The sequence below is a fragment of the Acinetobacter sp. 226 genome (genome assembly GCF_048147925.1).
Lineage (GTDB): Bacteria > Pseudomonadota > Gammaproteobacteria > Pseudomonadales > Moraxellaceae > Acinetobacter > Acinetobacter pecorum.
The window spans coordinates 58,231-78,159 of the sequence record NZ_JAYWYX010000008.1; the positions used below are offsets into that span (position 1 = coordinate 58,231).

Genomic DNA, 19,929 nt, shown 5'->3' on the forward strand with positions numbered 1-19,929 from the left:
TTGGTTAACCGGCTATTTATGATATATAAGAATGCATAAGCAATAACCATAGAACTAGATCGTAATGACATTAACTGCGTTAAACCAATTAAAAAACTTGACGACCATTGTGGCAGATAGCAGTGATTTAAGTGCAATTGAAAAATTTCGCCCTCTGGATGCGACGACCAATCCATCGCTGATTACTGCAGCAGCGAAACAACCTGAAAATCAGGCTTTAATTGAAGCTGCTTTTGAGCAGGCCCAGCAAGAAGGTTATGTGGATAATGCCCTGATCGAACGTACCATTGATATTTTGACGGTCAAATTCGGGGTTGAAATCTTAAAACTGGTTGAAGGCCGTGTTTCGACAGAAGTCGATGCTTCGCTCTCCTTTGATACCGAAGCTACGATTGCCAAAGCCAAAGAACTGCTGGCACTTTATGCACAATATGGAATTGATTCAGACCGCATCCTGATCAAGATTGCCTCTACCTGGCAAGGTATCCAGGCAGCAAAAGCGCTGGAAGAAGAAGGTATTCATACCAACCTGACTTTATTATTTGGCCAGCACCAGGCCCATGCCTGTGCGGATGCAAAAGTAACCTTAATCTCGCCTTTTGTCGGCCGTATTCTGGACTGGTACAAAAAAGCTGAAGGTGTTGAAGCTTACCCGATTGAAAAAGATCCGGGTGTACTTTCGGTCAAGCGTATTTATGAATTCTACAAGGCACACGGTATTCAGACTGAAATCATGGGGGCCAGCTTCCGTAGTATTGACCAGGTTTTAGGCTTGAGCGGCTGCGACCTGCTCACGGTAGCACCAAACCTGCTGGCCGAACTGGAAAATGATCAGCGTGAAGTGCAAGCGCAACTCTCAGCCAAAGATATTCAAGTTCAAGGTGAACTCAGTCCAATCAGCCATGCCGATTTTGATGCACAATTGAAACAGGATCCGATGGCCAGTGAATTATTGCAAGGCGGCATTGATGGTTTCATTAAAGCACGGGAACAACTGGCTGCTTTATTACGTGAAACTTTCCTGAGTACCACTGAAATTTAAAGAAAATTTAGCCAGTTTCTCCAAGCCGATGTTGCTATAATGCCGCATCGGCTTTTTTGTTCTTGCGAGCTTTTCGTGTTTGGTATCACAGATCTAACGACCTTTATCATTGGAACTACGTTGATTGTGTTACTGCCCGGACCGAACTCCCTGTATGTCATGTCGATTGCCTCTCGTTTTGGCATTAAAACAGGTTATATGGGCGCATTGGGGGTATATACAGGCGACCTGATTCTGATTATATGTACTGCACTGGGTGCGGCCTCGCTTCTACATGCCTTTCCGGTACTGTTTATCGCCCTGAAAATTATCGGAGCGATCTATCTTAGTTACCTCGGTATCAAACTGATCATTGCAGCCTATCAGACTTTCTTTCCGGCAAAATCGGCACAACGCGTCCAGATTAAAAAAACATCTTCCGATACTACTGAATCAATTAAGCCCTTTCGTACCGCGCTTACCATTAGCATCTTAAATCCCAAAGCAATTCTGTTTTACCTGTCTTTTTTTGTGCAATTTGTCGATCCTGCCTATCCTTACCCTGCCCTGACATTCACGATACTGGCTGTGATCCTGCAATTGATCAGTATGACCTATCTTTCAATCCTGATTTTTTCTGGTGTAAAACTGGCCTCTTATTTCAACCAGAATTATAAAGTGACCGCCAGTTGTGTGGCTGCAGTTGGGATCCTGTTTTGCGGTTTTGGCCTTAAACTGGCGACTTCAACTTTCTAGCAATGACCGGCTTCAAGCCAGCAGACCTCTGGATAAAATTGTTAAAAACATTGTTTTGATACATGAAAAGCGTATGATTTAAACGCATTTAGAAATAGTGTCATGGATGATGCCTAAACTTTTACAAGATCTCTCCTTTCCTGCCATCATGGCCGGTTTTATTACCTGCATGATTGGTATCAGTGTTTCTGCCGTACTGGTCATTGAAGCTGCGCAAAGTCTGGGTGCCAATGCTGCGCAAATCAGTTCTTGGTTATGGGCACTGGGTATAGGTATTGGAGTTTCCGGGTTTCTGCTTTCCTGGAAATATCGCTATCCAATTTCAACCGCCTGGTCAACTGCCGGGCTGGCACTGGTCATTGCTTCTGCCGGCCATTATAGTCTGGGTGAAGCAATTGGCGCTTTTCTGATTTCTGGTATCCTGATTGCCTGTTTGGGATTTTTTGGAATTTTCGAGCGAATTTTCCAGTTTATTCCACAGAGTTTGACCAGTGCCATGCTGGCAGGTGTGCTATTAAAATTTGGCATCTCGGTCTTTGGCAGTCTGCAACAGTCCTGGCCATTTGTACTTTGTGTACTGGCAGTTTATCTGGTTTCCAAAAAACTGAGTATGCGTTATAGCATCGTGATTACTGTCTTGATGGCTATCCTCCTATGCCCTTTCTTTATTGATTTCACTATTCCTGCACTGAACTGGAGTATTGCCCAGCCGGTCTGGACTACGCCTGAATTTAGCCTACAAGCCCTTTTAGGCTTGGCCTTACCCTTATTGGTGATTAACCTGGCATCGCAATACCTGCCCGGCTTGGCTGTGATTAAAAGTTATGGCTATCCACCCAAGGTCAATCCGATTTTAGGCTGGACGGGTATTACCCAGGCAATGTTGGCACCCTTTGGCTGTTTCAGTGTCAACCTTGCCGCAATCAGTGCGGCAGTCAGTCTGGATGCCCAAGCGCATCCTGATCCGGCCAAACGTTATATTGCAGGGATGAGCTGCGGCCTGTTTTATATTTTGATGGGTTTTTTTGCTGCGACCTTGACCAGTGTACTGATGACTTTTCCGGGGATTCTGATTACCGTCTTAGCAGGAATTGCCCTGTTTGGCACCATTGGCCACAATATTGCGCTGGCTTTTCAGGACAGTCACGACCGTGAAGCGGCACTGATGACCTTCCTGTTTAGTGCATCCAATATCCAGTTTTTTGGAATCGGTTCAGCTTTCTGGGGACTGCTACTTGGTTTGACGGTTTATTTGCTATTTAAACTTAAACCGCAAATGGCATAAGCTTATTGTAGAAATGAGGCAGCTACTTTGTCTGCCTTTTTAATGCCCTGCAGTTTGGGAAAACAGGTTAATCACCACCACACCGGAAATGATCAGTGCAATCCCGATAAAAGCTGGCAAATCCAGCGCCTGTTTAAATATGACATAGCCTACAATTGCCGTAAGAACGATACCTACTCCCGCCCAGATCGCATAGGCAATGCCTAAAGGAATTACTTTAATCACCTGAGAGAGTAAATAAAACGCAATACAGAATAAAATGACCACAGCTAGAGAAGGCCATAATCGGGTAAAACCTTCCGACTTCACCAGAAATGTAGATCCAGTTACTTCTGCAATGATGGCCAAAGCCAACAATAAATATGCCCACGAGACAGGATTCATCTCTTAAACTCCAAACTATTTTTTAATGATTTGTCGGGGCTATTGACTAAAACTAAACATAAGAAATTCATCCTGCTTAATCCCATCTTTAAGGGGAAAGCTGATGTAAAAAATCCAGCGTCTTGATAAAAGTTTCCTGACTTTCTTTCTTGCCCATAAAAAACTGATATTCATGAATCAGCCAGGCTTTAGATTCCGGATAAAACACTGCAGTCACCGGAATCTGCTGCTCCTTTAAGGCTTTCACAAAAGGCAAAGACTGGGTATCGGTCAGAAAGTCCTTATTGCCTCCACTGATGAACACCGGTGGATAAGACGGCGTAATATACTGAATCGGAGAAATATGCTTTAAAAATGTCGCATCATTCTTGCGCTCACCCGTATAAGCCTGAATCAGGTTATATACCCCCCACTCCACAATTTTCATTTCTTCAGGTGCAGTGCTGGCAAATGCTTCCAGATCATATATCCCGCAGTGCAGAATCAACCCCTTAAGCTGCCCGGGTTGCAGATAAGGCTGAATACCAGATTGCTCGGCAAATGCGGGATTAGTCAAAAGTGCGGCATAATGACTGGCGAGATTGGCTCCGGCAGAATCCCCGGCCAGATATAAGTTCTGGGCATCAATATGGTAGGTGTCTGCATAGGTATCTAGAAATTTGAGTGCCTGATTGATCTGGTGTAGCTGGCTAGGATAGGTAGCTTTAGGCGCAAACTGATATTGTACGGAGACTACATTATAACCTTGAGCGGCCAGAAGCTTGAAATATCCCCGCGCATGTTCTTTAGAACCTGAAATCCAGCCTCCCCCATGAATCCAGACAATAGTGGGGCGTGGGCCAATACTGGCAATATTCTGTGGCTGATACAAATCCAGAGACAAGTTTTGCTGCGGCGCATAGACAATATTTTGCTGCACGATGACAGCACCAGGCGCATAACGATCCATCACTTTTTGCTGCAAGCCCGTGGTCAGGTTAAAAGCACTGGCAATAACTTTACTGTTCTGTACAGTCTGGCAACCGGAGAGGATGACTGAACTTATTAGCAAAAGCTGAATAGCGAAAAACCTCAACACTGTCTCCTCTATATATGATCTAAAAACAGGCTACAGCAGTCTAAACCATCCTTGTGTAAACGAGGACCATTCATCCACTTTTTTTTAATCATTAAAACTGCTATCCCGAGTTTTTTACTCTGTTTTTTTCATTACTTTTACATTAAAAATATTTGTAATTTAATGAGTTTTTTCAATTTTACCGCTTTTTTGCAATTGCACCTATTACAGCACTATGCTATCAATAAACCAAGGCAAAAATTAAACAACCTGCGGAGAAAAGCCATGACCTATCAACATATTTTAGTCCCAGTGGACGGTTCAGAAATTTCCTTTTCTGCAGTAAGACATGCTGCCAAAATTGCCAAGGCATTCGGTAGTCAGCTTTCTCTGATCAGCCTGATTGCAGAAGATCCTTTTACCGAGGCTGATTTTTATTACAGCTCTTCTATCATGAAAGAATATTTTGTCGAGGCACATGCCAATGCCAAAAAGGCATTGAAAGAAGCTACTGCCATCGCAGCCGCTGAAGGTATTGAAGCAGATTCCCGCATTGTCACAGGTTTAGTCAATGCAGAGCATATTGCGCAAACCGCCAATGAAGTAAACGCGGACCTGATTGTCATGGGTTCTCATGGCCGCAAAGGCTTCCAGAAAATGATTCTGGGCAGCTTTGCACAGGATGTTTTGGGTGCAAGTGAAATCCCGGTATTGATCGTGAAAAAATAATCCAGTTACTGCGCATCTTCAAGATGCGCAGTACTTATTCATTTAGCTTTTCAGTTATTTTTGAAGTTCAAACAAGACATCCTGTAGCGATTGATTCGCTCAAGCCATATTTTCCCTTAGCACCATAATAAATATGAGGAAGCACCATGAATAACTATGATCATATTCTCGTAGCAGTCGATGAATCCCCGATTTCATATGCTGCCGCAGAGCATGCCCTCGAGCTGGCCAAAGTTTTTCATAGCCATGTTACTTTGCTCAGTGTGATTGCAGTGGACCCCTTCACCGGCGTAGATTTCTACAAAGTTGCTCCGGCAGTCACAGACTACTTTATGCATGCAGAACAAAATGCTCTTGATCGTTTAAACGAGCTAAAATTGAACTTTGTTCGTGATGGCATAGAGGTTACAACAAAAGTCGTACATGGCATGCCACCCTCAGAAGGCATTATGCAGGCTGCAGATGAATCATCAGCTGATCTCATCATCATGGGCTCACATGGCCGTAAGGGCCTGCAAAAACTGATGCTCGGCAGCGTAGCTCAGAATGTTCTGGCAATTTCTCCAATACCTGTACTCATCGTCAGACAATAATAGTACTGATCAAAGCAGAGCCTGCGTCATGCAGGCTTTTAACGGAGCTTTTGATTGAGTTCATTTAAGAAAATTTCAGCATCAAGTTGGCTTTGAAATACTTTTTGTATTCTCCGACCTGCTGAACAGAATGCGGCGTATATTGAATAGAAATTCCAAATAAACCATTTTCAGGATTCTTGCTGACATGTATGGCAATAATATGCTGGCTATTTAAATAAAAACCATCTTCAATTTTCACTAACATATCTTGGACAACCTCTAGTAAGCGAATCTGTAGATCCCTTTACCTAGCTTACAGCTTAATAAACAAATACTCTTTTCCGTATAATCATACTGTAACACCCTTTGATACTTAACTCGGCCTTTAGGGAAATTCAACTGTATTTAAAGACAGCATTTGAAAAAGTAAAAAAAACCGGATCATGTCGATCCGGTTTTTTAACAAGAAATATTATATGCTGAGCATACTATTAAGTGTCTCAGACACATTTTTAGATTTGACCAGTGGCTTTAAGGTTTCAAGTTGAGCTTTTACTTCACTACGTTGTGGTTCCGCCAAGGTATACCAGCGTGACAATACCTGTAGCAAACGTGAGCCTACAATCGGGTTTTTCTCATCCAGATATTTTGCCAGACCAATAAAATGCTGTACGCCAAAGCTCCAGGTATTGACTGGGTTGGCATTCAAACCGCCACTGACTGCACGAATACGGTTAGGCACCGCCAGATCATAATCCGGATGTTGGGTCAAATATGCAATCGTTGCATCCGTTGCTTTTGGATGTGCTGCCTGAACCATAAACCATTGATCCAAAGACAAGGCTTCGTCTTCAAAACGGCTGTAGAAATCGGCTAGCGCTTCTGGTGCTTGTGGCGCATCATTCCAGACCAAAACTTTCAGCGCCCCTAAACGTTCAGACATATTGCCTGTATGATACTGCTCATAGGCCAAGTCAAAGACAGATGCATCTCCCTGACGAGCCATCATCGTCAGCATGATGTTTCTCAGGGCACGCACCCCCATTGCTTGCGAGAAATCAGATTGCAAATCTGGATCCAGACTCAGATAAGTTTCTTTCGCTGTTTCTCCAAAGGCACGGGCCAGAGTATGCAGTAAAGCCTCACGCTTTTCCTGAATCATGGCTGGCTGATAATCCTGATCAATACGGCTGCCCAAGTAACCTTCAGATGGTACATCAAATAGACGCGATGCCAGCAGTGGATCTTTCTCGATCATATCCGGCAAGGTCTTAAGCATGGCCTGAATATAGATCTCGGCAGGTTGATCATCCAGCAGGATACGTTCAAGTAAGGTTTGGGTCGCCTGCCACTGGTTAAAACCATTGGTCTCATATTGCAACAGGAAAGCCAGTTCTTTTTCTGAATAGTCAAAGTCCAGATTTACCGGTGCAGAGAAATTGCGCAGCAAGGACACTACTGGTTTCGCTGCAACACCACTAAACTCGATCGTTGCCTCATCCTGATCAAACAGATACATACCATCCTTAACGCCATTTTCAAAGAGCGCCTTAGAATTTAGCGTTAGCTGTTCACCGCTTTCAGCATCAAACAGTGCTAAAGCAACTGGAATTGGAACTGCTTTCAGATTCGGGTATTTGGCATGCGGTTTCAGGCTTTGCTTGAAGTGAAGGCGATAGATTTGGGTCTCTACATCGTACTCAGCTTTTACTTGCAGTTTAGGCGTACCGGGCTGGTTGTACCAGGTCAGGAAGTTTGAAAGATCCACACCTGAACCTGCTGTAAGTGCGGCTACCCAATCCTCAACCGTTACCGCCTGACCATCATGACGGCGGAAATATTCATCAGTTCCTTGACGGAATTTTTTCTTGCCAAGCAAGGTCGCCATCATGCGGTTAATTTCCGCACCTTTTTCATAAACAGTGGCAGTATAGAAGTTGTTAATTTCTACAAAATGATCCGGACGCGGTGGATGTGACAATGGTCCTGAATCTTCCGGGAACTGATGCGCTTTCAGAACCGCCACATCATCAATACGCTGTACCGCAGCCGACTGCAAATCTTCCGAGAAAGACTGATCACGGAATACAGTCAGGCCCTCCTTAAGACATAACTGGAACCAGTCACGACAGGTAATCCGGTTACCGGTCCAGTTATGGAAGTATTCATGGGCAATGACTGACTGCACCCGCATGATGGCGGCATCAGTAGTGTACTCTTCATCGGCCAGCACGCATGAAGTATTGAAGATATTCAGACCTTTATTTTCCATGGCACCCATGTTGAATGCACTGGTCGCCACAATCATGTAGTTATCCAGATCATAAGGCAGACCATAATGCTCCTCATCCCAGCGCATGGAATGTTTGAGCGCTTCCATGGCGATTTTGCATTTTGGAATATCTTTTTCTTCTGCATAGATTTCCAGAGCCACATTGCGGCCTTCCGAAGTAACATAATGATCTTTCATCACGGCCAGATCACCAATCACACAGGCGAACAAATAGCTCGGTTTCTTGGTCGGATCCTGCCACACGGCATAGTGACGATTGGCATCTACTTCACCGGTTTCTAGCAGGTTACCATTCGCAAGCAAGACCGGATATTTCTTGTCTGCCTCTACACGCGTCGTAAAGACCGACAACACATCAGGACGGTCTGGATAGAAAGTAATTTTACGGAACCCTTCTGGTTCATTTTGGGTCACAAACAGATCTGAGCTGGCCTGATATAAGCCTTCCAGCATCGTATTACTTTCAGGATGGATTTTAACCACAATTTCAAGTGATACCTGATCAGGTGCATTGGCAATGACCAGCTGTTCAGCATCCAGGTGGTAGTCACTGGCATTCAGGGGTTGACCATTTAACCGGATCGATTGCAGTTCCAGATCACGGCCAAGCAGAACCAGATCGCCAGCTGTCTGACGCTGCATCTCGAGCTTGCTGCTGACCAGACTGTGGTCACTGTAGACTTGAATATTCAGGTCTACAGAATCGACGACAAAGGAAGGTTTTTGATAGTCTTTTAAATAAATGGTTTGATCCGCCTCGATCACCGGGTTTGCCGCAATATTCATGTCCTGTCCTAATCTTTTATCGTGTTCGACATTGTTCATGTCAAAATCATACGCCAAGTTTGAAACGCTGTCTGTGCATTTGTATTGTCAGATCTAATATGGGCATTTCATGCACCACTTTCAATGCATTCTGCCTAAATGGGCAGCACTCAGCTCTACATAAGAAATATCTGTGCCATAAAAATAGTCAGAATCATAATTTCTTACATTCTCATAAATAACTGATTTAAAAATACATAATTTTATTTTCAGAGTACCGCATAAATGCAGATTAAAAAATGAGCACACTTCTTGGTACAGTTAAACTGTGTTTTCCACACTTCCAATGAAAGAATAATGATAACGATGATGAGGTGAGTCATGTATTTAAAACAGCATGTAATACGGATTGAAAATATTAAAACTTTGCAGACTCTGGACCAGGCCAATATTGACCATAAAGTGATTGCGCTCTTGATGAGCTGTGAAGGCATTCCGCTTCAGGCCCATGAAGTGACTGCCATTCTCAACACCTACGATGCACTCGGTGCCAAAAAAGTTCCTTCTAAAAAGGTTCAGGCCTTAATTCATGCCAAACATCGCGGAGAGCAGGACGATACTTTACCCTGCCCGGTTTAAAAAGTGTCATTTCATGTTTTAAAATCAGAGCTACTTCGGTAGCTCTTCTCCTGTTTGTGTGGCTGTTTTTGATTATAAAAAATTGCGCCAGTCCACTACGTTTGCATCTCATCAGCCGTGTATAATCAAATGCCCGTCCATTCTAGAGTTGCTCGCGACCATGGTATTCAGTGTTCTGCAAAAACAGCTTGATGAAAGTACTCACTGCCCATTGTGTAAGGCATCGATGTATTGGATTGAGGCAGAACAATATGATCAGGAGCTGAGCTATCATGAATGTAGCCATTGCCAGCATCAGCTTTATTCCGATCAAAAGCACAATTGTTATTGTGAACACTGTCTGGCGCAACGTAAACGTATGCTCAAGGAAGTCCGTTTACAGGAAAACCGGCAATATCATAAAAAGCAGGATCGACCGGTTCTTGAGCTCAATCAGCTCAGTTTTATCAATAAACTGTTTTTACTCGCGATTCTGGATGAACAGGTGCAGGAATATAGCCAGCACCGCGAATATATTGACTGGCATCAAATTCGATATTATTCCATCAGTCCCAACTATCTGTTCCAACATGGTCTGGTGAAAAGCCTGATCCGGGATCAGGTGCTGATTCCCAAAGATGTCCAGCAGGAAAACCAGCACTATTATATTAATGTGCGTCTGGATGGCTATTCTGAACCCACCCTGTTCAGCATTACCCAGCAGCTGCGCAATTGGTTTTATCAAAACCTGGGCCAAGGTGTGCCCTTTAAAAGTGCAGATGAAGTCAAAGATGCACTCTATTGCCTGCTGTATGAAGAAATCATTCAGTTTGCCCAATTCTATTGCCGTAGCTGGAATGTGCAGATTGCCGGAAATCAGAGCTTTCAGACTTTTTGCTATCGTCTTTTGGATGTACTGGCTGTGGGACAGATTTATTATCTGGTACAAACAGGACTGGAATACCTGTACAAACAAAAAGCCCTTAAGCCACGCAATGAAAATTTTATTAATACCAATCTGCTAAAAAAAACCTTGCAGCAGTACCGGGAACGTTCCATCACGGAAAAATGGGAAACCTCTACTTTGCCTCGCCCACCTCAACTGGCATTTAGCAAGATGAGCGAAATCCTGTTTTACCGTTTTCTGGGCTATGATGAAAATATCTTCTTTCAGCCAGTGTGGCGTTCTTGGCACAAGATCGAACCCCGCCTGAAATTTTATTCCCAGAAACGCTGTATGCACTGCGGCTCACAGGAACTATCGGTGGATTATGATGCCAGTGACTATGTCAGCCTGTTCTGTCGTAGCTGCAAGCATCAAGACCATTATTTTACCCGCTGACCGAATAGACAACTTATCTTCCACTTTTATAAATGACCATGATGACGACTTCGATGCAAGCATTACAGCAAACACTTCTGGACCAGATCTGTGAAGGCTGGTTGAAACTTCAGCAACAGCAGCCCCTGGTGCATATCATGACCAATACGGTGGCCAGCAACTATGTCGCCAATATTGTACTGGCTGCACATGCGTCTCCGGCCATGATCGACAATCCGTTTGAAGCTGAAAGTTTTGCCAGGATTGCAGCAGCCATCAGTCTGAATCTGGGTACACCGACGACAGAACAGGTTCAGGCGATGCAGGTTGCTGCGGAAACTGCACATCAGCTGCAAAAACCCTGGGTGCTTGATCCGGTCGGTTATGGAACAGTTCTGCACTGGCGTTCAGGCATCGCAGATCAGTTGATGCATTTCCATCCTGCCATTTTGCGTGGCAATGCCTCTGAAATTGGTGCTTTGGCCGGCAAGCAAATCGAATCCAAAGGTGTGGACAGTACGGTAGACAGTGCGGATGTTTATTTACAGGCGCAAAGTTTGCTGGATTATTGTGAATGTATCGCGATCTCCGGTGAATCCGATTACATTATTTCTAGAGACTATCCTGTGATACAGGTGTCAGGCGGTTCTGCTTTACAGCCCCGAATCACGGCGATGGGATGTGCGCTCGGTGCACTGATTGCTGCATATAGCGCAGTAACGTCTCCCGCCGTTGCTGCATTAACGGCACATGTACATTTTGCCATTGCCGGTCAATTGGCATTTGAACGCGCACAACAGTTAGGCAATTTTAATGTCGCCTTTCTGGATGAAATCCATCAACTCAATACTGAAACAATCCGACAATACGCAAGCTTCAAAATTCTGCCGGAATCCATTTAGTTTATTGGCTACTTTACGGGGTGTGTAGGTTTAAATAGGTGAACACGCCCCTATCTAGTTTACCTACTTCTTTTATATCCATATCGATAGAAATCTTCTATTTGAGTCTTATGTGCCAAGCATTTTGATAAATGCTTTGCTTGATGAGCAGAGCTTCATGAAATTTATATATCGATTTCCTTAAAAAGCATATCTTCTTTAATTAAGATATCTTTGCATAAGGTTAATTTAGTTCATGTGAATTGTAGTTTATTTTCTTATTCCTATTTAAATAGGACTTTTAAGTTTTGATTAACAGGCTGTATGAATCCACACCCAATGCCTGATCATGCTTATTTTTAACGATCGATTTGACCTCTTTTGGCTTGAATTTTTTAGTCTAATACCAGCATATTTAGCTCAATTTGGAACTTGAAATATAGTATGAATAAACTGATAAAAATCAGTTTAAACAAAGGCTCATATTATTTTAATAAACCAGATTCAACAGACATACATTAAAAAAAGCCAGCTGCCACTCAAGCAACTGACTTTTAGAATTTGAACAAATAACGTGTTTAAAACACCTGTTTAACCTGCGTAATGAATGCTGACCGACTTGATACGATTGCTTTCAATTTCAGTGACTTTGAACTGCACACCTTGATAATTTAACTCGGTGCCCACTTCAACCGTACTGTTGGTTTTATCTAGAATCAGACCTGCCACACTAATATAACCAGCATCTTCATCAATCAGATCAATCATGCCAAGTTCCAGCTCAAGCTGATACAAGTCTAACATGCCCGATGCGATCCAGTGCGTATCATCGATTTTAACTAGATCTAGCTGCTCATCAGCATCCGGGAATTCACCGGCAATTGCTTCAAACACATCCAGCGGTGAAATCAGACCCTGTACATTACCAAATTCATCGCTGACCAGAACCAAAGAACCCTTAGAAGTACGCAAGGTATTGATCGCATCAATAACTTTCATTCTTTCAAAGATATAAATTGGACGATGACGTTTGATCAGTGCTTTTAATTCTTCCGGCTCTTCCAGTACATCCAGTAATTCTTTTGCACGTACTACGCTAATGACCTTATCCAGGCTACCGCGACATACCGGGAACAGGCTGTGTGGAACGGAAAGAATTTTTTCACGGATCTCTTCTGGACTATCTTCCAGATCGACCCATGAAATCTGGCTTCGGGGCGTCATGATCGAAGCGACTGAACGCTCTGCAAGGGTAAGAACCCCACCAATCATATAACGTTCTTCATCTGCAAAGGTTTCTTGTGCCTCATTATTTTGAGTATCAGTCGTCTCCAGCTTACCGCCCATCAATTTCAGAATCGAGTCAGCCGTACGATGACGCAAAGGGATCTTCGATTCATGTTTAGCAGCATTACGCTGACCGAACTGGTTAAATGCTTCGATTATGATCGCGACACCAATACCTGAATAGATATAGCCTTTTGGAATATGGAAGCCAAAACCTTCTGCAATCAGACTGATACCAATCAAAAGCAGGAAGCTTAAACACAGAATCACCACGGTTGGATGACGGTTCACAAAGTTGGTCAATGGTTTCGATGCCAGTAGCATCACGCCCATTGCGACAATCATAGCAGCCATCATGACATAAATATTGTCGACCATACCAATTGCGGTAATCACTGAATCTAAAGAGAAAACAGCATCTAAAACAACAATCTGTGCAACAACGGCAGTGAAACTTGCATATACCACGTTGGTAGATACTGTGACTTCAGGTTTGCCTTCAATTTTTTCATGCAGCTCAGTAACGGCCTTATACACCAGGAACAAGCCACCAAATAACAAGATCAGGTCCCGACCGGAGAAGGTCCAGTCAAACACAGTAATCAATGGTTGTGTCAAAGTGACCAACCAGGCAATGGCAAATAACAGGCCTAGACGCATGAATAATGCGAGTGACAAACCGACAACACGCGCTTTATCGCGTTGTTCAGGAGGAAGTTTTTCAGCCAGAATGGCAATGAAGACTAGGTTATCAATACCTAAAACAATTTCGAGAATAATAAGAGTAATTAAACCTACCCAGATTCCGGGATCTAATAAAAATTCCATTAGAGAATTACCCCGTTCGAGTAAGCTAAAAATAGAGATGGAAGATCAACGCACGGCGAGGGATCCATTAAAATAAAACCTATGCAACTTAAGACCATTCCATTATGCATAAACTGAATAATTTGTAATGTATTAATTTACAAAAAAATTACATGGTCATAGGGTTACAGCGGCTTTTTAACTACCTAGCAGATGCTGAAATTGATTAATTTCAATTTTTTCTACATAACTTATTATAATTTAATGAAAACTTATCATAAGTTAACTATAGATAGTTTATCCCTCTTATTTTTAATGTGATTTAAGAAGTGAACTATAAAATATTTTTTCATTGAAGGAACAATCACTTAAAAGTTTAGCTTCGAATGAGCAGTCTAACGAGTTCACTAAACCACTTTACTGTCCTCTACTCTCGATCAGTTAATTTATTAAAATACAATATTTTATAGGAAAATTTATTTGGAGCGCCTGATGAGTAATCATCAAGTGTCCTACAACACTTTTCTACAAGCCAAATATCCAATGAAGAATTAAATTTTAACAAAATGTTATCGCCTTTTATCTGATTTTAATGAGCAATCCCTACTCCTGAAAGGGCTGACGTGCAGAACTCGTCAATATCTTGGGCTGTTAAGCAAAACTAAAAAGTGTCAGGACCTTAACATTTTTAAAATAAAGGTTGAAACATGCATAAACTTTTTCATAAAATGAACGGGCCCTAGAACAATAAATACAAGGAACATTTCATGACTAAAAAATATGCAAAATTTTTGCCGTGTACGGAAGAATTTAATTTAGAAAACTTTCCATATTATTGGGTAACTCAGGTTCATGCTCAATACGTCCTTAATGTCGACCATGCACTAAAAAAGTATGGTGTTGACAATTCCCGTCGCCGCATTCTTCTTGCCTTAAGATCCAAACCGCATGCCAGTGTTTCTGACTTATCAGAGATGGTTGTCTCTAAAATGTCGACCACGACGAAAATTGTTTACCGCTTAAAAGATGAAGGTCTGGTTGAAACCTATTCATGTGAGGATGATGCACGGATTACCCGAGTGATTTTGACCGAAAAAGGCACACAAATGACCCATAAGATCAATGACCTGACCAATGTTGTACTGGAACAGTCATTTGAAGGTCTGACACCTTTGCAAATTGAAAAAACCATGGAAAGTTTACGTCATATTTTTAAAAATTTAGCTCGTTAAGAGTCTCATTTTTTATTTTAAATAGACGCTGGCGAATTTCTTACATGCTTTTAATAATAAATAATTCGCCAGAGCTTTCTAAGAATCAAAAAAGTTTAGTTGCGCACTGACTTTTTTGATTTTTTCTTTAGGTACATGTGAACATTCAAACTCTTCTACCGGAAAACCCTCTACAAAGCTGTGAATAGCTGGATAACTTAGTGTTAGCCATTCTTTTAGGCGATCTTGAGGAATTACAATCACCGATCGTTTGACATTACCCGGCTCATGAAACTCTTTCATCATTGGATGGCCAATTGCATCCATGGTTATCATGCTGGCCGAGCGTATTATTTCTCCTTGTACCCGAGCAATCTCATAGAGCGCCGCAATAAAAGTCGCTTGACCATCTTTACGTCTTATGCCCCAACGTTGCGGTTTATTGTCGAAATATTTGGACTCATAAAATTCTGATACCGGGATGACACCAAAATGACACTTGGCAGTAGCTTCAGCAAAGGTAGGCTTTTCAAGTAAAGTTTCATTTCTGGCATTATAGGTTTTGGTTCCTATTTTTTTATCTTCTGCCCATTTCGGAATAAGACCAAAGTTCACCAACCGCCACTCTGGTCCTTGAGCTGAATGAAATAAAAGTGGTGTGGCATAATTGGGATAGACCTCTTCTGGATATTCAAAAGAAATTTCTGGCAACTCCAGATTATGCAACTGCTCTAGGGTTAAAGGTTTAAAATTGGCGCACATGCTTCATCAGATAAATCATTTGATTTACAGATTATAACTTGGCGCCTGCAGTGAACCTGTATGGATTATAGGTAAGTTTATATTATTTACTATTATTCACTTGGAACCGTCAGCCAGTGCGTGCGGGTAAATTCTTCAAAAATCCAGCGTCCATTAAAACGTCCCAGTCCTGAATTTTTCTCCCCCCCAAAAGGTGCGTTCGGCTGGTCTGCAACACTAATCCCATTAATATGCGTCATACCAATATCCAGTTGTGCCGCAAAAGCAGTGCCTCGCTCGATGTTTGAAGTACATACGGCACTGGACAAACCAAAATCGGTTGCATTGGCCAGCTCTAAAGCATGTGCTTCATCACGGGCTTTTAGGATAGGTAAAATCGGTCCAAAGCTTTCTTGTTGTGCCAGATCGGAATTTTCAGCGACATCAATAAAAATATGCGGAGAAACCAGATTTCCTTCAATGCCTCCTTCATAGACCAGTTGCGCGCCCTGCTCGCTGCCCGTTTGAATGATCTGCTGATGTTTTTTGACCTGACTCTGATTAATGATTGGTCCGATCACGGTATCTTCCAGATTTGGATCGCCCACCGGAATCATTTTGACCCGATCCAGAAGCTTGTCTATATATGCATCATGGATAGAGGCATCGACAATAACCCGGTTGGTACTCATACAAATTTGCCCCTGATGCAAGAAACGCCCCATCAAGGTCAATTCAACAGCTAAATCAAGATCAGCATCATCCAGAATGACCAAAGGTGCATTGCCACCCAGCTCCAGCGCCAGACGCTTGATTCGGGAACTGGCTAAAGCTTTGCTACCGACACTTTTTCCCACTTCAGTCGAACCGGTAAATGAAATCATTTTAGGTACCGGATGCTCAACAAAATAATCCCCGATTTCACTGCCAGCACCCGCAACAATGTTCAGCGCACCTGCAGCCAATCCTGCTTCTTCAAAGAGTTTGCCGATTAATGTACCGCCAGTCACCGGAGTATCACTGGCTGGCTTCAGTACCACTGTATTGCCACAGGCAATTGCTGTTGCCACTGAGCGTAAAGACAAATGAAATGGAAAGTTCCATGGGCTAATGACAGCAATTACACCTAAAGGCTTACGCAAAACTAAACTTTTACGTGCCGGATCCTTACTTTCCAGCTGTTCTGTTTGGATCCGGTCTGGAAAAGCCAGACTTTCCTGAATAATGCCTAAAGCAGCATTTATCTCAAGGCCTGCTTTAATACGTGTACTACCGGATTCAATGATCAGCCAGTCAATGATTTCGTCACGACGCTGCTGAATAATTGAGATCACATTTTGCAGCACTGTTTTACGTACTTCAATGGATTTTAAGGCACCTTGCTGGAAAGCCTGCGCTGCTGCTGTATAAGCACTGTCTACATCAACAGAACTGGCCGCTGGCATACTAAAAATTTCACTCTGGGTATAAGGATTGATATTTTTTATAATTCTAGTTGAAGTACCGGCTTGCCACTGGCCATGAATAAACTGCTGGTCTAAATTTTGATATACCGTCATCATTTTATTGTTTCCTGGAATACTTTTCCTCACTTTAAGAGTTCGGCTAGAAAATTTCCAGTCAGGACGACAACGGCTTACCATTAGACAATAAAAAAGCCTCCGAAGAGGCTTTTTCAATTAGACAGGATTAGTCACCTGTATAACCTTTCAGTTTTAAACGCGCTGCATGTAAAAGTGGTTCGGTATAGCCTGATGGTTGCTCACCACCTTTAAAGATCAAGTCAGACGCTGCCTGGAATGCAATATTATTGGCAAAGTCATTAGACATTGGCGTATAAAGTGGATCATTGGCATTTTGCTCATCCACAATTTTTGCCATACGTTGCATAACTTCTTCTACCTGCTCACGACTTACGATACCGTGACGTAACCAGTTAGCAACATGTTGTGAAGAAATACGGAGTGTCGCACGGTCTTCCATTAAACCGACATCATTAATGTCTGGCACCTTAGAACAACCCACACCTAAGTCTACCCAACGCACGACATAACCTAGAATACCTTGACAGTTGTTTTCAAGCTCTTTGAGCTTCTCTTCTTCTGTCCAGTTGGTATCTTTTGCAAGCGGTGGCGTTAACAAGTCATCAAGTGGCAATGCTTCAGTCGCAAGAAGCTCTTTCTGACGGTTTGCCACATTAATTTGATGATAGTGAATCGCATGAATCACCGCACCTGTTGGAGAAGGTACCCATGCACAGCTTGCGCCCGCTTCAGGATGCTCGGTTTTGGTCTTGTACATGTCAAGCAGCATGTCTGGTTTTGGCCACATGCCTTTACCAATTTGTGCTTTACCACGTAGACCTGCTTGCAAACCAATCATCACGTTACGGTTTTCGTATGCTGGGAACCATACCTGGCCTTTGATCTCGCCCTTACGTACAAAGGGACCTGCTTCCATTAAGGTATGGATTTCATCACCCGTACGGTCCATGAAGCCTGTGTTAATGAAGATGGTACGATCTTTGGCTTGAGCAATACAGTTCTTCAAGTTCACAGAGGTACGGCGTTCTTCATCCATAATCCCGATTTTTAATGTCTTCGCGGGTAAGCCAAGTGCCTGTTCAGCACGCTCGAACAGTTCAACTGCAAATGCAACTTCTTCAGGACCATGCATTTTTGGCTTCACGATGTACATTGAACCCTTACGTGAGTTCTTGATCGTGTTTTCACCACGAATGTCAGCAATAGTAAGCAGTGGAGTCACCAAAGCATCCATGATGCCTTCATAGATTTCTTCGCCATCTACCAGAATTGCCGGGTTGGTCATCAAATGACCCACGTTACGAAGTAACATCAATGAACGACCGTGAACCTTAGTTTCACCGCCTTCAACATTTTTGAAAGTACGGTCTTCATTTAGTTTACGTGTAACAGTTTTGCCATTCTTTTCGATGGATTCTTCCAGCGTACCGCGCATCAGGCCTAACCAGTTACGGTAACCTTCAACTTTCTCTTCGGCATCTACTGCTGCAACCGAGTCTTCCAAGTCTTGAATGGTGGTTACAGCTGCTTCAAGTACCACATCTTTTACGCCAGCAGCGTCAGTTTGACCAATCGGGCTAGTGGCATCAATTTGAATGATGGCATGCAGGCCGTTGTTTTTTAAAACAACCTCTGTTGGTGCAGAGGCTTCACCGTTATAACCTACAAATTTAGACGCATCTGCAAGCGTTGTGGTTGAACCATCTTTCAGGGTTACAACCAGTTTACTGCCTTCAACCGCGTATTGAGTCGCATCGGCATGTGAGCCTTGCGCCAGCGGGAAAGTTTCATCCAAGAAGTTTTTCGCAAATGCGATAACTTTCTCACCACGTTTCGGGTTATAGCCTTTGCTTTTTTCCGCACCATCTTCTTCAGAGATCACATCAAAGCCATAAAGTGCATCGTACAATGAACCCCAACGTGCATTCGCTGCATTCAGGCAGTAACGTGCATTACGTACTGGTACGACCAACTGTGGACCTGCCAATACTGCAATTTCTTCGTCTACATTTTCAGTGCTGATTTGAAAATCTTCTACTTCTGGTAACAAGTAGCCAATTTCAGTCAAGAAAGCTTTGTAAGCTTGTAATTCAAATGTGTTATTGCGGTGCCATTCATCAATTTTTGCCTGAATGTCATCACGCTTAGCCAAAAGTGCTTTATTTTTAGGGCTAAGATCAACAACGACTTGTTCAAAGTTCTTCCAGTATGTTTCGCTGTCCAAACCAGAACCTGGTAGTGCTTCATTTTCGATAAAATCGTAAAGTTCTTTAGCAATCGCTAACTTGCCTTTTTGAATACGTGCAGTCATTGTCTTTCCTGATATTGCTACTTTTTATACAAGAGATTCTAGTATACCGATTAAAATCTAGCTGAATAGTATTATCACATTGCTAAATACTGAGCATTTTTTCCAATATGAATACCCTCATAAACATATTTGATTCAGCTCAGCCACAATTAGATATCATTATGCTAAATACCCTAATGACAGTGTATAAAGTTTTCGAAATGTAGAAATTAGACTTAAGTTCAGATTTTCGAGCAAAAATTATGCATTCCAGTTATACACGATCATATTTAGATCAAGATTAAGCCATGTTTGATCAGGCTTGTCGATAATTTAACTACCTATTTTTATAAAAAAGCGCCAG

The 19,929-nt window shown here is 42.6% G+C and carries 16 protein-coding genes and 1 pseudogene; 9 read left to right on the plus strand and 8 right to left on the minus strand.

Going from position 1 to position 19,929, the window contains the following annotated elements; genetic code table 11:
• Positions 1-64 precede the first annotated feature (64 nt).
• From tal to VXP95_RS05135, 3 genes are all read left to right on the plus strand, one after another.
• Positions 65-1,042 carry a transaldolase gene (tal, locus tag VXP95_RS05125; RefSeq protein ID WP_064102706.1) on the plus strand — a complete coding sequence of 326 codons (978 nt, stop codon included), beginning with the start codon at positions 65-67 and terminating at the stop codon, positions 1,040-1,042.
• A gap of 75 nt (positions 1,043-1,117) precedes the next feature.
• Positions 1,118-1,777: a leucine efflux protein LeuE gene (gene leuE, locus VXP95_RS05130; RefSeq protein ID WP_416711602.1), complete on the plus strand. Its 660-nt coding sequence runs from the start codon at positions 1,118-1,120 to the stop codon at positions 1,775-1,777.
• Between the two features lie 109 nt (positions 1,778-1,886).
• Positions 1,887-3,062 carry a benzoate/H(+) symporter BenE family transporter gene (locus VXP95_RS05135; protein ID WP_064096669.1) on the plus strand — a complete coding sequence of 392 codons (1,176 nt, stop codon included), beginning with the start codon at positions 1,887-1,889 and terminating at the stop codon, positions 3,060-3,062.
• Between the two features lie 39 nt (positions 3,063-3,101).
• Here the strand turns inward: VXP95_RS05135 and VXP95_RS05140 are convergent, their stop codons facing one another.
• Positions 3,102-3,446, minus strand: coding sequence for an SMR family transporter (locus tag VXP95_RS05140; RefSeq protein WP_004645439.1), 345 nt, complete (start codon positions 3,444-3,446; stop codon positions 3,102-3,104).
• A gap of 88 nt (positions 3,447-3,534) precedes the next feature.
• Positions 3,535-4,521, minus strand: coding sequence for an alpha/beta hydrolase (locus VXP95_RS05145; protein WP_416711603.1), 987 nt, complete (start codon positions 4,519-4,521; stop codon positions 3,535-3,537).
• 267 nt (positions 4,522-4,788) lie between these two features.
• Here VXP95_RS05145 and VXP95_RS05150 point away from each other — a divergent pair, with 267 nt between their 5' ends.
• Positions 4,789-5,232, plus strand: coding sequence for a universal stress protein (locus tag VXP95_RS05150; RefSeq protein WP_064096545.1), 444 nt, complete (start codon positions 4,789-4,791; stop codon positions 5,230-5,232).
• Between the two features lie 146 nt (positions 5,233-5,378).
• Complete coding sequence (locus VXP95_RS05155) at positions 5,379-5,825, plus strand: universal stress protein (RefSeq protein WP_064096546.1); 447 nt, start codon at positions 5,379-5,381, stop codon at positions 5,823-5,825.
• Positions 5,826-5,863: 38 nt separating this feature from the next.
• On the opposite strand, the pseudogene VXP95_RS05160 reads toward VXP95_RS05155, so the two are convergent.
• Positions 5,864-6,072 (minus strand): annotated as a pseudogene (locus tag VXP95_RS05160) (hypothetical protein).
• A 207-nt stretch (positions 6,073-6,279) separates the two neighbouring features.
• Positions 6,280-8,886, minus strand: a complete 2,607-nt coding sequence (gene pepN, locus VXP95_RS05165; protein WP_416711627.1) for an aminopeptidase N — start codon at positions 8,884-8,886, stop codon at positions 6,280-6,282.
• Between the two features lie 360 nt (positions 8,887-9,246).
• On the opposite strand from pepN, the gene VXP95_RS05170 reads away from it, so the two are divergent.
• The 3 genes from VXP95_RS05170 to thiM all read left to right on the plus strand — a co-directional run bounded on the left by VXP95_RS05170 (position 9,247) and on the right by thiM (position 11,706).
• A complete protein-coding gene (locus tag VXP95_RS05170) occupies positions 9,247-9,504 on the plus strand; it encodes a hypothetical protein (RefSeq protein WP_064096549.1) in 258 nt (85 codons plus the stop codon).
• A 160-nt stretch (positions 9,505-9,664) separates the two neighbouring features.
• Positions 9,665-10,825 carry a hypothetical protein gene (locus tag VXP95_RS05175; RefSeq protein ID WP_416711604.1) on the plus strand — a complete coding sequence of 387 codons (1,161 nt, stop codon included), beginning with the start codon at positions 9,665-9,667 and terminating at the stop codon, positions 10,823-10,825.
• A 32-nt stretch (positions 10,826-10,857) separates the two neighbouring features.
• Positions 10,858-11,706 carry a hydroxyethylthiazole kinase gene (gene thiM, locus VXP95_RS05180; RefSeq protein WP_416711606.1) on the plus strand — a complete coding sequence of 283 codons (849 nt, stop codon included), beginning with the start codon at positions 10,858-10,860 and terminating at the stop codon, positions 11,704-11,706.
• Positions 11,707-12,276: 570 nt separating this feature from the next.
• Here thiM and VXP95_RS05185 read toward each other — a convergent pair.
• Positions 12,277-13,800 (minus strand): TerC family protein, encoded by a 1,524-nt coding sequence (locus VXP95_RS05185; protein ID WP_416680696.1) that lies wholly within the window; start codon positions 13,798-13,800, stop codon positions 12,277-12,279.
• Between the two features lie 746 nt (positions 13,801-14,546).
• Here VXP95_RS05185 and VXP95_RS05190 point away from each other — a divergent pair.
• Entirely contained in the window at positions 14,547-15,011 is a 465-nt protein-coding gene (locus VXP95_RS05190; RefSeq protein WP_416680698.1) for a MarR family winged helix-turn-helix transcriptional regulator, read from the plus strand.
• A gap of 78 nt (positions 15,012-15,089) precedes the next feature.
• Here VXP95_RS05190 and VXP95_RS05195 read toward each other — a convergent pair whose 3' ends face one another.
• The 3 genes from VXP95_RS05195 to VXP95_RS05205 all read right to left on the minus strand — a co-directional run bounded on the left by VXP95_RS05195 (position 15,090) and on the right by VXP95_RS05205 (position 19,586).
• Positions 15,090-15,752, minus strand: coding sequence for an SOS response-associated peptidase (locus VXP95_RS05195; protein ID WP_416711608.1), 663 nt, complete (start codon positions 15,750-15,752; stop codon positions 15,090-15,092).
• 92 nt (positions 15,753-15,844) lie between these two features.
• Positions 15,845-17,293: an aldehyde dehydrogenase family protein gene (locus tag VXP95_RS05200; RefSeq protein ID WP_416711610.1), complete on the minus strand. Its 1,449-nt coding sequence runs from the start codon at positions 17,291-17,293 to the stop codon at positions 15,845-15,847.
• Positions 17,294-17,420: 127 nt separating this feature from the next.
• On the minus strand, positions 17,421-19,586 hold the full coding sequence (locus tag VXP95_RS05205) for a malate synthase G (protein WP_416711612.1): 2,166 nt from the start codon (positions 19,584-19,586) through the stop codon (positions 17,421-17,423).
• Positions 19,587-19,929: the final 343 nt, after the last annotated feature.